This window comes from Bradyrhizobium sp. ERR14, from assembly GCF_014198235.1.
Taxonomy (GTDB): domain Bacteria; phylum Pseudomonadota; class Alphaproteobacteria; order Rhizobiales; family Xanthobacteraceae; genus Bradyrhizobium.
Genome location: NZ_JACIHD010000003.1, coordinates 158,844 through 173,874, shown reverse-complemented (window position 1 = coordinate 173,874; position 15,031 = coordinate 158,844). Strand labels below are relative to the sequence as shown.

Genomic DNA, 15,031 nt, shown 5'->3' with positions numbered 1-15,031 from the left:
TTCCCCCAATTAGTTATATCCTATAATGATTGGCGGAAGCGTTGTCCGGCCGGACCACAATGGCCGGGGAGGAGTTCGCCCATGACATTCATCTATCCCACTGACAGCAACAAGGCGCATCCGCTGCCGCTGTCGCCCGACTACAAGAGCTCGATCAAGCGTGCGCCGAACAAGCCCTTGATCCCGATGCGCCATACGTTGTCGGAGCTCACCGGCCCGGTCTACGGCCACGAGACCGTGCGCGAGGGCGACAACGACCTCACCACCCAGCACAAGGGCGAGCCGATCGGCGAGCGCATCATCGTGCACGGCCATGTGCGCGACGAGGACGGCCGCGGCGTGCCGAACTCGCTGGTCGAGATCTGGCAGGCCAATGCCTGCGGCCGCTACGTCCATGTCCGCGACCAGCATCCGGCGCCGCTCGATCCGAATTTCACGGGGGCCGGCCGCGCCCAAAGCGATGCCTCCGGCTATTATCGCTTCGTCACCGTCAAGCCGGGTGCTTATCCCTGGGGCAATCACCACAATGCCTGGCGTCCCGCGCACATCCATCTGTCGGTGTTCGGCCATTCCTTCGTCACGCGCCTCGTGACGCAGATGTATTTTCCGAACGATCCGCTGTTCCCGTTCGATCCAATCTTCAACTCGGTGCCGGACGAGAAGGCGCGGGCGCGGATGGTCTCCTCGTTCGATCTCGAGAACACCCAGCCCGAATGGGCGCTGTGCTACCGCTTTGACATCGTGTTGCGCGGCAAGAACGCCACCCCCATGGAGAATCACTAAGTGCAGGATTCTGTGACGCCCGACGGGATCACCCCATCGCAGACGGTCGGCCCGTTCTTCAAATACGGCCTGACGCCGAACGGCGAGTACGCCTGGAACGACGCGTTCACCAACTCGACGCTGACGCCAGATGTCACCGGCGAGCGCATCCGCATCGAGGGTCGCGTATTCGACGGTGACGGCGTTGCCGTGCCGGATTGCATGCTGGAGATCTGGCAGGCGGATGCGCAAGGCCGCTTCGCCGACCCGCAGGACAAGCGTGCGCTGCCAAATGCAAGCTTCCGCGGCTTTGCCCGTTGCGGCACCGACAAGGACGGCAATTACGCGTTCGAGACCATCAAGCCGGGCACGGTGCCGGATCCCGACGGCAAGCCGCAGGCGCCGCACATCCTCCTTGCGGTGTTCGGCCGCGGCATGCTCAGGCATCTCTACACCCGGATCTATTTCGGCGACGAGGCCGGCAACGCCGCCGACCCCGTGCTGGCGCTGGTGCCCACCGAGCGCCGCGCCACGCTGACTGCGGTGCGCGAAGCCGGCAAGCCGGCCTACCGGCTCGACCTGCGGCTCCAGGGCGACAACGAGACGGTGTTCTTCGACGTGTGAGGCAACGCGTGCCGGGGGGCTTGATCCTCGGCACGCATGTCTCATCTGGTGCATCGAGGCCGAGGCTGCCTGCGGCCGAAACGATTCTCCCGCACGTGTGTGCGTCAGCCTCGCTGACTCAAATACCGATGGCTTGACGTCAAATTCCCGTAGTTAGACGGGGTTCGCGCGATACAATTTCGGCGCGAAGCAATCCCGTATTTACCGTATTCGTCTAGGGTGGCTGCAGTTTTGACACCGCCCTGGATTGTTTTCATGAAATTTCGTCTGTCGTTGTCATCTGCGATCATTGCGTTCGGCATCGTTCTCGCCATCGGTTTTGCCGCCGTGGTTTCGACCAGCCTGTACGCCTTGAAAGAGCTCAAGGTCGGCGGTCCGCTCTACTCCGACATCAAGCTCGGCAACGACCTCATCGCGGACATTCTGCCGCCGCCGGAATATGTCATCGAGGCCTATCTCGAGGCGACGCTGGCCATGCGCGAGCCGGACCAGCTGGCGGCCCACGGCGAACGCCTGGTCCAGCTCCGCAAGGATTACGACGAGCGCAAGGCGTTCTGGGTCACCTCCAGCCTCTCGGCCGACCTGAAGACGGCGCTGGTGTCCAAGTCCGACGCCGAGGTGCAGAAGTTCTGGAAGGCGTCCGACCAGCTCCTGCCGGCCCTCAAGGCCAAGGACGCCGCTGCGTCCGAGCGCATCTATGCGCAGGTGAAGGACGCCTACACCGCGCATCGCGCCGTGATCGACAGCATCGTCGAGAACGCCAACAAGCAGAATGCAGCCATGGAAAAGCTGGCCGCGGACCGCGACAGCTCGATGCTTTATATCCTCCTCGGCGTCTCCGCCGCTGTCCTGGCTTTCGTTGCTGCGGGCCTGCTCGGCGTCGCACTCGGCGTGGTGCGGCCGATCGTTCGCATGACGGGCACGATGCAGAAGCTCGCGACCGGCGATCTCGCCGCCGACATTCCTTTCGCTGACCGAAAGGACGAGGTCGGCTCGATGGCGGGGGCGCTTGTGGTGTTCAAGCAGGCGGCGGTCGAGAATTCCCGCCTGCGCGAGGAGCAGTTGCGGCAGGAGCAGGAGGCGGCGCTCGCCAAGCGCTCCGCCCTGCACCAGATGGCCGAGACCGTCGAGCGCGAGACCGGCCGATCGGTCGACACCGCCGGCGCAGCGACGCAAGGCGTCGAGCGGGCGGCGTCCAGCCTGTCCGAGATCGCGAGGTCGCTCTCCGCACAGTCGCAAGCGGTCGCGGCGGCCTCCACCCAGGCCCTGGGCAGCTCGCAGACCGTCTCGGCCGCGGCCGAACAGCTGAGCGCCTCGATCCGCGAGATCGCAAGCCAGGTCGTGCGGACCAGCACCGTCACAAAATCGGCGGTCGCCGGCCGCGAGCAGGCGCGTTCGACCATCCAGGCACTGGCCGGATCGGTGAAGAAGATCGCCGAGGTCTCCGACCTCATCGGCGGCATCGCCGGCCAGACCAACCTTCTGGCGCTCAACGCCACGATCGAGGCCGCCCGTGCCGGCGAGGCCGGCCGCGGCTTCGCCGTGGTCGCCGCCGAAGTGAAGTCCCTGTCCGACCAGACCGCCAAATCCACCGAGGAGATCACGCGGCTGATCACCGAGATTCAGGCCTCGACCCAGGCCGCGGTCGATGCCGTCGAGACGATGGGAGGGCACATCGTCGAGATCGACGGCGTGGCGACCTCGGTTGCCGCCGCGATGGAAGAGCAGGACGCCGCGACGCGGGAGATCACGCGGTCGATTTCCGAATCGGCCTCAGCGGCGAAGGAGGTCTCGGCCAAGATCGGCAATGTCAGCCGCGACGCCGCTTCCGTGAACGAGCGCGCCGCCGAGGTCAGGCAGGCGATCGCCGGCATGGCGGCCAATCTCGAACAGCTTCGGTCGGTCGTGGTGCGGACCGTGCGCGACTCGACCGAGGCGGCTTGAGCGCGGCGTCGGTTCGGCCGCTGGTGCGCGGGGCTATGATCGTGCAGTATGGCGCGGGACAGGGGCATCGTGAATTTCATGACACCTCCACAACTGCCTGATGTCGTTGAGCCCGCCCGACTGACGGCGGCACTGCGCAGAGGCGGCGTGCTGGACGCCGGCGCGGTCCGTGAGGTGAAGGTGCTGCATCAGCGCGACACCGTCGTGTCACACATCATCCGCCTCGGTCTGCGCTATGTCGGTGAATCCTGCGGCGCGCCGCAGACACTGATCCTGAAGACGCCGCATGCCGATTTTGCCAAGACGCTTGCGCATGGTGGCCGGCACGAAGTGGCCTTCTATGCGAAACTTGCACCGAATATGCCGCCGGGGCTGGTGCCGCGTTGCTTTGACGGACAGTTCGATGAGGAAAATGTCAGTTGGCATCTGCTGCTTGAGGACCTCACCGACAGCCATGAGGTCGCGGCCCCGTGGCCCTTGCCGCCGTCTCGCGAACAGGCGATGGCGATGGTCACGACGCTCGCGGGCTGGCACGCGGCATGGTGGGACCACCCAAGTCTCGGCGACATCGTCGGCAGTTGGATGAGCGCCGATGATACGTCAAGGTTGATGGAGACCTTTGCTGGCCACTATGATCGTTTTGCCGATCTTCTGGGCGACCGTCTGAGCGAAGAACGACGCATCCTCTATCGTCGGTTCATTGAGCAGTCGGATCGTTTGCTTGAGCGCTATCATTCCCATCGACATCTCTCTATTGCCCACGGCGATGCCCATACCTGGAATTTCCTCCTGCCGCGCGCGGACATCGCCGACACCGTGCGGATTTTCGACTTCGACCAGTGGCGCATCAACGTGCCGACCCACGATCTCGCCTACATGATGGCGACACAATGGTATCCGGAGCGCCGGCAGACGCTCGAGCGCCTGCTGCTAAACCGCTATCATGAGACCCTGATCTCGCACGGCGTCAGCGGCTACACGCGCGGCGCACTTGACCAGGATTATCGCCGGTCGGTGCTCTGGCACATCGCCAAGCCGGTCTGGCAATGGAGCGTCAATCTCCCGCCGCTGATCTGGTGGAATAATCTGGAGCGGGTGTTTGCGGCGGTGGATGATTTGGGCTGCGAGGAGTTGTTGTAGGGCGCGCCGCATATTCAGTGTCGTCCCTGCGAACGCAGGGACCCATAACCACAGGGAGTAGTTTGGCGCGAGACTGGTAATTCACAGTCTTCGCCAAACTACTCCCTGTGATTATCGCGACGAGCGCAAGCGCTCGCGCTGAGATCCCGGATCTGCGCTCCGCTTCGCTGCGCTTGTCCGGGATGACAGTGGAGATTGGGAGATCGAGCGTGCGTTACTCCATCACCGCATGCTCCGGTCCCGCGGTCTGCTTGCGCAGCGCGGCCTTGGTCGAACCGATCAGCAAGGCGAGCGGGATGGTGCAGAGGACGAAGAGCATCACCATCTGGTAGTCTTGCGCGAACGCGATGATCTGCGCCTGGACGCTGACCATCCTGTCGGACATGGCGCGGCCGGCGTCGGTGGACAGGTTGATCAGGCCCCTGACGTCGGGCATCTGCAGTGCATGGTTGAACGGGTTGATGTGCTCGGACAGGATTGCGTAGGTCCGCCGCGTCCCCTGCGTCAATTGGGCGATGACGACGGAAATGCCGACCGAGCTCGCGACGTTGCGCATCAGGGTCAGCATCGCGGTGCCGTCGGTACGGAGATCGTTCGACAGTGTCAGGAAGGCCACGGTCGAGAGCGGCACGAAGACAAGGCCGAAGCCGAAGCCTTGAATGACGCTGACGGTGACGATCTCCGGCACCTGGGTCAGATCGGTCCAGCCGGTCATCTGGAACAGCGAGCCCGCGGTCAGCGTCAGGCCGGCGATGATCAGCGTGCGCGCCTCGAAATAGCGCATCATGCGACCGACCAGCATCATCGCGAAGAAGGTGCCGAAGCCGCGGCTCGCCAGCAAGAGGCCGGCGGTGATGATGGGATAGCCGATCACGTTCTGCATATAGGGCGAGGCCAGCGCCATGGTCGAGAACAGCACGAGCCCCATCACGATCATGAACACGCAGCCGGTAACGAAGTTGCGATCCCGAAACAGCGCGAACCGAATGAACGGGGTCGAGGTCGTGAAGGAGTGCGCGAGGAAGAAGTAGAAGGCGACCGCCGAAACGATGAACTCCGCGAGGATCTCATTGGATTCCAGCCAGCCCAATTGCTCGCCGCGGTCGAGCGCGAGCTGAAGCGAGCCGATCGCAACCGCCAGCGCGGCGAAGCCGAACCAGTCGAATTTGAGGCTGAGATTCTTGTCGGTCTCGTCCATGAAGACGATCAGCCCGAGCACGGTGATGAAGCCGAATGGCAGGTTGACGAAGAACACCCAGTGCCAGGAATAGGTCTCGGTCAGCCAGGCGCCCAGCGAGGGGCCCATGATCGGGCCCATCATCACGCCCATGCCCCAGATCGACATCGCCTTGGCACGTTCCTGAAGCGTGTAATAATCGAGCATCACCGATTGCGACAACGGCACCAGGGCGGCGCCGAACACGCCCTGCAGCAGGCGGAACAGCACCATCTGGTTGATGTCCTGGGCGAGGCCGCACAGCACCGAGGCCATGGTGAAGCCGGCCGAGCAGATGATGAAGATGCGCTTGCGGCCGAAGCGGTTGGCGATCCAGCCCACCGGCGCCGTCATGATCGCGGCGGCGACGATGTAGGAGGTCAGCACCCAGTTGATCTGGTCCTGTGAGGCCGACAGCGTGCCCTGCATGTAGGGCAGGGCGACGTTGGCGATGGTGGTGTCCAGCGCCTGCATGATGGTCGCGGTCATGGCGCAGATCGTCACCATGTTCCGGCGCAGGCCGGGGACCATCAGGCTGGCATTGGGACCAGACATCGGATCAGTCCTTGCGTTCAGTCTTTATCCTGGCTCGCGGTCGCCGACAGGCCGAGCAGGCCGGCGAGCGAGCGCTGATGGCCGGTGTCGATGGTGGCGTAGACGCTCATGCCGGCCTTCAGCTTCCGGACATATTTGTCGGTCTCGTCGAAATAGATGCGGATCGGCACGCGCTGCACCACCTTGACGAAATTGCCGGTGGCGTTCTGCGGCGGCAGGATCGCGAATTGCGCACCGGTGCCGGGCGAGAGCGAGCCGATCTTGCCCTTGAAGACGTGGTTCGGGAACGCGTCGACCTCGAGCGTGACGGGCTGTCCTTCGGTGACGTGGGTGAGGTCGCTCTCCTTCGGATTGGCGTCGACCCAGGGGTGGGCGACGTCGATGATGGAAAACACCGGCGTGCCGGCGGCGACATAGCGGCCGAGCTGGATCTGCTCGACCTGCGTCGCCACGCCGTCCATCGGCGCGCGCAGCACGGTGTGATCGAGGTTGCGCTGGGCATCGTCCAGCTTGGCTTTCGCCTGTGCGTAGGGCGGGAATTGCTCCAGTGGCAATTCGGGGTCGCCGAGCAGCTGCGTCCTGGCGTTGGACAGCTGTTGCTTGATGTATTGCGCCTGCGCGCCGGCGGTGACCAGCGCATTTGAGGCATTGTCGAGATCGAGCTGCGAGCCGTAATTGTTCTTCACCAGCGCCTGCTTGCGCTCGACGTCGCGCTGCTTCAAATCGATGCCTTGCTGGGCGAGGCCCAGCATGTCGCCATAGATCTTGATGTTGGCGACGAGGTTGTCGTAGGTCGTGCGGGCCTGCGCGAGCTGCGCCTTGGCTTCGACCACCGCGTGGCGAAACGGAGCGGGGTCGATCTCGAACAGCTCGTCGCCCTGCTTGACGGACTGGCCTTCCTTCACGACGACCTTCTGGATCTTGCCCGAGATGTCGGGCGTCACCAGCACCTTCTGCGCGCCGACATAGGCATCGTCGGTGCCGACATAGCGGCCGCCATGCAGGTAGAAAGTGATGCCGCCGATGGCGGCGATCACAGGCAGCACGACCAGGAGCAGGAAGCGGCGGTAACGCCGCAGGCCCGCGACCAGGCGGCGGCGCGGGTCGGTGCCGGCTTTCTTGGTGGGCTTGCCGCTGTCGGTCTTCTGCTCGGGCTGGAACTTGAGGACTTGGTCAGCCATAGCGCTGCTCCTTACGCGCCTGTTCCGCGCCGCTGGTCTGGATCGCGGTACGCACGTTTTCCTTGATGGTTTCGAGCTGGGTCAGGAGGCGATGGGCGTCCGCCGGCGTGATGCCGTCGAGCGCGTTGGCCGTGAGCTCGGACTTCAGCCCGCTCATCCGGCCCAGCAATTGCCGGCCGGCCTTCCTCAGATACAGGCGCTTGACGCGGCGGTCCGAAGCGTCGCTGCGGCGCTCGATCCAGTCATTGTCGCAGAGCTTGTCGATCAGGCGGGTCAGCGTGATCGGCTGCATCTCGAGCAGTTCGGCGAGTTCCGACTGCTTCATGCCCTCGCTGCGCTCGACCTTGGCCAGCACCGCCCATTGCGCCCGGGTGATGCCGAACCGCGATGCCTCCTTGTCGGCATAGACGCGCAACAGGCGGTAGAGCTCACCGAGCGTGAACAGGAAGTTCTGGTCGACAGACCCGCGGGTCATAAGCTTGGTCTCCAATAAGCTTGGGATATAATAAGCAAGCTTATGATTATTCCATGGCGGATATCACGATGCTGTCCCGCAGGGCGAAGCATGGCTGGCAGCCGGTCGCAGGGTCGTGCTTTGGGTTCCCGGGCTCAAATGCTAGAACGTGGCCGCATGACCCTCGCAAAGCCGGCATTTCCCGCGCCTGACCACGATCACGGCCGCTGCACCGCGGACGCGCTGGCGCATGCCGAGGAGGTCTGCAAGCAGCGCGCACAGAAATTCACGCCGATACGCCGTCAGGTGCTGGGGGCCCTGCTCTCCAGCCATCGCCCGCTCGGCGCCTATGAGGTGATCGACGAGCTCGCCAAATCGATGTCGCGGCCGGCGCCGATCACGGTCTATCGCGCGCTTGATTTCCTGATGGCCAACGGCCTCGTGCATCGCATCGAGAGCCGCAATGCCTACCTTGCCTGTGCCGCCCACGACCACGACGCGACCTCGGCGGTGGCGTTCCTGATCTGCGAGCGCTGCGGCCTGGTCGGCGAGATCCCGTCGGCGTCCTTTGCCGGGGACCTCAATGCCGCCGCGCGCAGCTCGGGCTTTGCGCCTAAATTGTCCGTGGTGGAGATCACGGGCGTCTGCACCCATTGTCAGAAAGCTGCTTAGAGCAACAACGGCGCAAAGCCGGTAATCGGGAAGAGATGTCCTCACCACAAGCCTTACATTCCGCCGCACGTCCCCTCAGTGCCGGCGCCATCGCCCTGATGCTCATGCTGTGCCTGACTTGGGGGTTCAACCAGATCGCGGTGAAGCTGGTGCTGCCGGACATTCCGCCGATGCTGCAGGCCACGATCCGGTCGGCGGGCGCGCTGCCGGTGCTGTTCCTCATCGGCACGCTGCGCGGGGTTAAATTCTTCGAGAATGACGGCACGTGGAAGCCGGGCCTGATCGCCGGGCTGATGTTCGGCATCGAATTCGTGCTGATCTTCCAGGGGCTGCGCCTCACGTCGGCCTCGCGCGCGGTGGTGTTCCTCTACACCGCGCCGTTCTTCGTTGCGCTCGGCTCCTACCAGGTGCTCGGCGAACGGCTTGGCGCCTCGCAATGGCTGGGTCTTGCTATCAGCTTTGCCGGCGTCGCCCTAGCGATTGGCGTGCCGCAGCCCAATGTCGATTCGCACGTCCTGCTCGGCGACCTCATGATCGTCGGCGGCGCCGCGCTGTGGGCGGCAACCACGCTGGTTGCCAAGGGCACGCGGCTGCGGTTTGCCGCGCCGGAGAAGGCGCTGGGCTATCAGGTTGCGATCTCGATCCCGATCCTGGGGCTGGCGGCCTGGCTGTTCGGCGAGACCATCACGCACACCCCCGCGCCGCTGTCGCTCGGCCTGATGGCCTTCCAGGCGATCTGGGTAGTTGGAACCACGTTCACGCTTTGGTTCGCGCTGGTGAAGGCCTATTCGGCCAGCAAATTGTCGGCTTTTACCTTCATCACCCCTTTGTTTGGCGTCGTCGGTAGCTATTTCATCATGCACGACACGCTAAGCTTGGCGTTCGGGGCGGCCGCCGTCCTTGTAATTGCTGGGCTTTTTCTGGTTAACCGTCCCAGCCAAGTCGCTGCGGCGCCGCGCGATGCATTGCTGAACGTCACCAAAACCTGATATTTGGACCCCATGAACAAGCCCGAAACCACCATCGATTCCGACATCGCGGGGCCAGCGCCGCGTTACCATACCACCCAGGTCAAGGTCGGCGACGTCGCCGTCGGCGGCGGTGCGCCGATCGTCGTGCAGTCGATGACCAACACCGATACCGCCGACATCGACGGTACCATCGCCCAGGTCGCAGCGCTCGCGCGCGCCGGCTCCGAAATGGTCCGCATCACTGTGGACCGGGAGGAAGCCGCGGCCGCCGTGCCGCACATTCGCGACGGCCTCGCCAAGCGCGGTATCACCACGCCGCTGATCGGCGACTTCCACTATATCGGCCACAAGCTGCTCGCGGCCTATCCGGCCTGCGCCGAGGCGCTCGCCAAGTACCGCATCAATCCCGGCAATGTTGGCTTCAAGGACAAGCGCGACACCCAGTTCGCCGACATCATCGAGATCGCCAACAAGAACAACAAGCCGGTGCGCATCGGCGCCAATTGGGGCTCGCTCGACCAGGAGCTGCTGACCAAGCTGATGGACGAGAACGCCGCTTCCGCCAATCCGCGCGACGTGCGCGCGGTGACGCGCGAGGCCATGGTGCAGTCCGCGCTGCTCTCGGCCGCGCGCGCCGAAGAGCTCGGCATGCCCAAGAACCGCATCATCCTCTCCGCAAAGGTCTCGGCGGTGCAGGATCTGATCGCGGTCTATCAGGATCTCGCTTCTCGTTCCGACTACGCCATCCATCTCGGCCTGACCGAGGCCGGCATGGGCACCAAGGGCATCGTGGCGTCGTCCGCCGCGCTCGGCATCCTGCTGCAGCAGGGCATCGGCGACACCATCCGCATCTCGCTGACGCCGGAGCCTGGCGGTGACCGCACCCGTGAGGTGCAGGTCGGTCAGGAGTTGCTGCAGACCATGGGCTTCCGCACCTTCGTGCCGCTGGTCGCTGCATGCCCCGGCTGCGGCCGCACCACCTCGACCACGTTCCAGGAACTGGCGCGCTCGATCCAGGATTTCATCCGCGACGAGATGCCGACCTGGAAGACGAAATATCCTGGTGTCGAGGAACTCAACGTCGCGGTGATGGGCTGCATCGTCAACGGCCCCGGCGAATCCAAGCACGCCAATATCGGCATCTCCCTGCCCGGCACCGGTGAAGCGCCGGCCGCACCCGTGTTCGTCGACGGCAAGAAGTTCCGCACGCTGCGCGGCCCGACCATCTCCGCCGACTTCAAGGCGCTGGTGATCGACTACATCGAGCAGCGTTACGGCCAGGGCGCCAAGGTGCCGGTGACCGCGGCGGAGTAGGCGTTCAGGTCAGCATGTAATCGTGCTGACCTGGCCTGTCTCGCCATATCTCAGCATCAATCCGTCCCGGGTAATCACGCTCGCGCCAAGGTCGCGAGCGGTTGCAATGATGATTCGATCCGCAGGGTCACGCGGCGGTGCGCCGGGCAAGAATGAAGACGCGATCAAAATATTGGGCGTGAGTTCGGCGAGCCGCACTCCTTCGACGGCAAGCAGCCGTTGAAACCAGAGTTCTGGTCTCGTGGAGAGGCCCAGCCTGTTGCGTGCAACGAGCAAGCCGATTTCCCATGCGGTGATTGCAGAGACGAAGATGGCAGATCCTGCGCGATAGGCGGCTTCAATCGCCTCGCTCGCCTCGGTGGCAATAGGTTTGTCTTCTGCAATCCAGATCGCGGCATGCGTATCGAGCAAAAGAGGCGCAGGATCACTCATACACTTGGCCCCAATCGGGATCGGCCGGCTGTGTCAAATCAACGCCGGGTGGGATGTGTGCCAATCCTTTGAGGGCGCCGAACAGCGGAGGGCGGCCGAGCTTCTTGACGCGCGACGGCGCCGGTTCTGCGGAACTCAATTCGACCCGGCGAAACACGACCTTGCGAGCCTTCGTGTCGACCTGCTCGGTACGAAAGCCGGCGGCCAGCCAGACCTTGGTCATCACATTGTTGGTCGGATTATTGCTCCACCAGGCCGGGTATTGAGGAGAGTTAGGAGGGAGCTTGCTTCCAATGACTCGCTCGATTTCGGCAAAGGTCATAGGGACCTCTTTGGCCCGTTGGGACTTCAGGAACGCGCCAAGTCGCTCATATTTACCCATCGTGGAAGCCTCTTTTCCTTCTACACACTATTAAAACTTTATAAGTGTGTCAAGATTCGCGGGTTGCTATCTTTGCGTCTGCGCTCCCGAGGCCTAGGATAGCAAGCAACGAACAACAGATCGGGAGACACGCCATGAGCTCACTCGCCGGCAAGCAGGGTCCGCGCTATCGCCACACGGCTGACGACGGCGCGCCCTACGAGACCATCGCAGTCGAAAAGCTCACCCCCATCATCGGCGCGGAAATATCGGGCGTGGACATCGGCGGGCTCGTCTCCGACGACGCGCGTTCAAATCAGCAGATGGACGAGATCCACCGCGCGCTCGCCGAAAACCTCGTCATCTTCTTTCGCGACCAGCAGATCACGCCGCAGCAGCAGCTCGCCTTCGGCCGCAAGTTCGGCGAGCTGCATTTCCATCCCGCCGCGCCGCATGAGGACGAAGACCCGGCGCTGATGAAGATCTACGCCGACAAGAACTCGCCGCGTGCCAACGGCGAGGGCTGGCACTCCGACGTGTCCTGCGATCTCGAACCGCCGATGGGCTCGATCCTCTACATCAAGCAGTGCCCGCCGCGCGGCGGCGACACGCTGTTCGCCAACATGTACGCCGCCTATGAGGCGCTGTCCGACCGCATGAAGACCTATCTCAATGGCCTCACCGCGCTGCATGATGGCGAGCCGATCTATCGCGGGCTCTATGCGAACTACGGCGTTGCCGACCGTCCGTCCTATCCGAGCGCCGAGCATCCCGTTGTGCGCACGCATCCGGTCACCGGCAGAAAGGCGCTCTACGTCAACCGCGGCTTCACCCGCCACATCAACGGCATCCCGCGCGACGAGAGCGATTCGATGCTCGCCTATCTCTACCAGCACGCCGAAAACCCACTGTTCCAGTGCCGCTTCCGCTGGACCGAGAACGCCATCGCCTTCTGGGACAACCGCTGCACCCAGCACCGCGCGATGTGGGACTACTGGCCCCACACGCGCTCGGGCACGCGGGTGACGGTGAAGGGGGAGAGGCCGGTTTAGGAGACAGTGCGGTAGGGTGGGCAAAGGCGCGTCAGCGCCGTGCCCACGTCTTCTCATCAAATAGGCAGGACGTGGGCACGCTTCGCTTTGCCCACCCTACGAGAGCGGTTCTTGCGTTGACGTCTTCCCGCGTCCGCGCCAATCTTCCCGAAAATATTCGGGAGGATCAGCCATGCTCCGCGCCGAGGACAACAAATTCCTGACCGAGGCCGGCCCTGGAACAGGCATGGGCGAATTGCTGCGCCGGTTCTGGATTCCCGTCCTGCTGTCCGAAGAACTCCCCGAACCAGACGGCGAGCCGAAGAAGATCACCGTGCTCGGCGAGGAACTGCTTGCCTTCCGCGACACGCGCGGCGTCGTCGGCGTCATCGACCAATATTGCCCGCATCGCGGCGCCAATCTCTGGCTGGGGCGAAACGAGGAATGCGGCATCCGCTGCGTCTATCACGGCTGGAAGTTCAACACCGACGGCCGCTGCGTCGACATGCCGACCTCCTATCCCGATCTCAACGCCAAGGACCTGATCCGCATCAAGTCCTATCCGGTGCGCGAATGGGGCGAGATGATCTGGGCCTATATGGGTCCGATCGAGGCCATGCCCGAGCTGCCCGATCTCGAAATGGCGCTGCTGCCGGCCTCGCACCGCTACGTCAGCAAGAAATGGCAGGACTGCAACTGGGTGCAGGCGCTGGAAGGCTCGATCGACACCGCGCATTTCACCTTTGCCCATCTCTCCTTCGACAAGGAGGAGAACGAGATCCTGGACATCAAGAAGCACTTTGTGAATCCGATCGCGCGGATGTCGAGCGATCACATGCGCTGGATCGCGGAAGACCCGCGGCCGGTGATCAAGATCAGCCCGCACGAGGCCGGACTGACCATTGCCGGTGGCCGGCTCACCGGCAGCGACAGCATCTACTGGCGCATCGCGCAATTCCTGATGCCATTCCACGCCTACGCGCCGAGCGCGATGCCGGGCGAGAGCATTTTTGGCCAGACCTTCGTGCCTGTGACCGACACCAATTGCTGGATCTACACCTATGCCTGGAATCCGGAGCGGCCGTTGTCGCAAGCGGAGCGCGACGCCTACGACCGCGGCAACGGCGTGATCGCGGAGGTCGACGACAATTACGTGCCGCTGCGCCATAAGGGCAACGACTATCTGATCGATCGCAAGCTGCAGAAGACCAGGAGCTACACCGGCATCAAGGGTGTCTCCGAGCAGGACGCCGCCGTGCAGGACAGCCAGGGGCCGATCGCCGACCGCACCCGCGAGCATCTCGGGCCGACCGATCTCGGCATCATGCATTTTCGTAAAGTGGTGATGGATCTGGCGCGGGCGCTGCAGCAGGGTGAGCCGCCCCCGCAGGCGGCGCATCAGGATCGCTATGCGGTGCGCTCCGGCGCCTGCGTCACCAGCAAGTCGAAGGATCTACCCGCGGTCATGCTCGAACGATTCGGCGATGTCGCGGGCTTCGTCGGCCGGCCACGCATCGCGGCAGCGGAGTAGGATTTGTCGTCAGGGCGGGACATCGTCGCAATTCTCCTAGTGTCGCTGGTCGCGTTATTGCTTCCGTCCATCGATGCGGGGCAGGCTGCCCCGGCCCGAAAGGTCGCGAAGGCAAGGCTCAAGCCTTCGCCCGCGCCGGCCAAATGTGAGATGCCGAAATTCCGGATCGTCGTGGATGTCGGGCATACGCCGGACTCCTACGGCGCGTTGAGCGCGCGCAACGATCCGGAGTTCGGCTTCAACTTCCGTCTCGCAAGACTCATCACGGCGAAACTCAAGTCCGAAGGCTTTGCCGCAACACGTCTGCTCGTCACGGACGGCAAGGCTAGGCCCAGCCTGTTTAAACGTGTCGGCAGCGCCAATGGGTCGCACGCCGATCTCTTCCTGTCGATCCATCATGATTCGGTGCCGGACAAGCTGCTCGAGACCTGGGAATTCGATGGTGCGAAGAGCTATTTCAGCGATCGCTTTTCGGGCCACTCGCTGTTCGTGTCGCAGCGGAATTCGCACTTCGCCAGCAGCCTGATGCTGGCCCGGATGATCGGCAGGCAGTTGAAGGAGCAAGGCCTGCACTATGCCAGCCAATACACTTTGCCGCTGATGGGCCGTTACCGGCGCCAGTTGCTCGACAAGGACGTCGGCGTCTACCGCTATGACGGGCTCGTCGTCCTGTCGCGGACCAGCAGTGCCGCAGTGCTGCTCGAGGCCGGCTCCATCATCAACCGCGACGAGGAAATGGCGATGAACGCACCCGAGCGGCATGAAACGATTGCGGCGGCCGTGGCGTCCGCCATAGCGGAGTTTTGCGCAAGGCGGTAGTTGCTCCCGCCGTCATTGCGAGCC

General features: G+C 63.7%; 15 protein-coding genes. 10 read left to right on the top strand and 5 right to left on the bottom strand.

Annotated elements, in window-relative coordinates; translation table 11 throughout:
* Positions 1–81 precede the first annotated feature (81 nt).
* The 4 genes from pcaH (at position 82) to GGD62_RS10635 (ending at position 4,470) form a co-directional block, all read left to right on the top strand.
* On the top strand, positions 82–783 hold the full coding sequence (pcaH, locus tag GGD62_RS10650) for a protocatechuate 3,4-dioxygenase subunit beta (RefSeq protein ID WP_026201729.1): 702 nt from the start codon (positions 82–84) through the stop codon (positions 781–783).
* Positions 784–1,386, top strand: coding sequence for a protocatechuate 3,4-dioxygenase subunit alpha (pcaG, locus tag GGD62_RS10645; protein WP_091964498.1), 603 nt, complete (start codon positions 784–786; stop codon positions 1,384–1,386).
* Positions 1,387–1,641: 255 nt separating this feature from the next.
* Complete coding sequence (locus tag GGD62_RS10640) at positions 1,642–3,330, top strand: methyl-accepting chemotaxis protein (RefSeq protein ID WP_183708393.1); 1,689 nt, start codon at positions 1,642–1,644, stop codon at positions 3,328–3,330.
* A gap of 48 nt (positions 3,331–3,378) precedes the next feature.
* Positions 3,379–4,470, top strand: coding sequence for a phosphotransferase (locus tag GGD62_RS10635; protein WP_183708391.1), 1,092 nt, complete (start codon positions 3,379–3,381; stop codon positions 4,468–4,470).
* A gap of 214 nt (positions 4,471–4,684) precedes the next feature.
* On the opposite strand, the gene GGD62_RS10630 is transcribed toward GGD62_RS10635, so the two are convergent.
* Genes GGD62_RS10630 through GGD62_RS10620 form a run of 3 tightly spaced genes read right to left on the bottom strand, consistent with a single transcriptional unit; the run spans position 4,685 to position 7,897 of the window.
* Positions 4,685–6,241: an MDR family MFS transporter gene (locus tag GGD62_RS10630; protein ID WP_183708390.1), complete on the bottom strand. Its 1,557-nt coding sequence runs from the start codon at positions 6,239–6,241 to the stop codon at positions 4,685–4,687.
* A 17-nt stretch (positions 6,242–6,258) separates the two neighbouring features.
* Entirely contained in the window at positions 6,259–7,422 is a 1,164-nt protein-coding gene (locus tag GGD62_RS10625) for an HlyD family secretion protein (RefSeq protein WP_183708388.1), read from the bottom strand.
* Positions 7,415–7,897, bottom strand: a complete 483-nt coding sequence (locus GGD62_RS10620) for a MarR family winged helix-turn-helix transcriptional regulator (protein WP_026201730.1) — start codon at positions 7,895–7,897, stop codon at positions 7,415–7,417. Before GGD62_RS10620 ends, GGD62_RS10625 begins: the two co-directional genes overlap by 8 nt.
* A gap of 156 nt (positions 7,898–8,053) precedes the next feature.
* Between GGD62_RS10620 and GGD62_RS10615 the strand changes: the two genes are divergently transcribed.
* The 3 genes from GGD62_RS10615 to ispG are packed head-to-tail and all read left to right on the top strand — an operon-like array spanning position 8,054 to position 10,833.
* A complete protein-coding gene (locus tag GGD62_RS10615) occupies positions 8,054–8,548 on the top strand; it encodes a Fur family transcriptional regulator (RefSeq protein ID WP_018316739.1) in 495 nt (164 codons plus the stop codon).
* Between the two features lie 35 nt (positions 8,549–8,583).
* Positions 8,584–9,537, top strand: a complete 954-nt coding sequence (locus GGD62_RS10610) for a DMT family transporter (protein WP_183235765.1) — start codon at positions 8,584–8,586, stop codon at positions 9,535–9,537.
* A gap of 12 nt (positions 9,538–9,549) precedes the next feature.
* On the top strand, positions 9,550–10,833 hold the full coding sequence (ispG, locus tag GGD62_RS10605; RefSeq protein WP_092251581.1) for a flavodoxin-dependent (E)-4-hydroxy-3-methylbut-2-enyl-diphosphate synthase: 1,284 nt from the start codon (positions 9,550–9,552) through the stop codon (positions 10,831–10,833).
* Positions 10,834–10,842: 9 nt separating this feature from the next.
* Here ispG and GGD62_RS10600 read toward each other — a convergent pair whose 3' ends face one another.
* Together GGD62_RS10600 and GGD62_RS10595 are read right to left on the bottom strand one after the other, a co-directional pair.
* Complete coding sequence (locus GGD62_RS10600) at positions 10,843–11,265, bottom strand: type II toxin-antitoxin system VapC family toxin (RefSeq protein ID WP_018316742.1); 423 nt, start codon at positions 11,263–11,265, stop codon at positions 10,843–10,845.
* Positions 11,258–11,587 (bottom strand): hypothetical protein, encoded by a 330-nt coding sequence (locus tag GGD62_RS10595; protein ID WP_244550564.1) that lies wholly within the window; start codon positions 11,585–11,587, stop codon positions 11,258–11,260. The genes GGD62_RS10600 and GGD62_RS10595 overlap by 8 nt, the downstream gene beginning before the upstream one ends.
* Positions 11,588–11,781: 194 nt before the next feature.
* Here GGD62_RS10595 and GGD62_RS10590 point away from each other — a divergent pair, with 194 nt between their 5' ends.
* From GGD62_RS10590 to GGD62_RS10580, 3 genes are all read left to right on the top strand, one after another.
* The gene (locus GGD62_RS10590) at positions 11,782–12,678 is read left to right on the top strand and encodes a TauD/TfdA family dioxygenase (protein ID WP_183708386.1); all 897 of its coding nucleotides are present in this window, start codon (positions 11,782–11,784) and stop codon (positions 12,676–12,678) included.
* Positions 12,679–12,850: 172 nt separating this feature from the next.
* Positions 12,851–14,188 carry a Rieske 2Fe-2S domain-containing protein gene (locus GGD62_RS10585; protein ID WP_018316745.1) on the top strand — a complete coding sequence of 446 codons (1,338 nt, stop codon included), beginning with the start codon at positions 12,851–12,853 and terminating at the stop codon, positions 14,186–14,188.
* 3 nt (positions 14,189–14,191) lie between these two features.
* Positions 14,192–15,007: an N-acetylmuramoyl-L-alanine amidase gene (locus GGD62_RS10580; protein ID WP_183235760.1), complete on the top strand. Its 816-nt coding sequence runs from the start codon at positions 14,192–14,194 to the stop codon at positions 15,005–15,007.
* Positions 15,008–15,031: the final 24 nt, after the last annotated feature.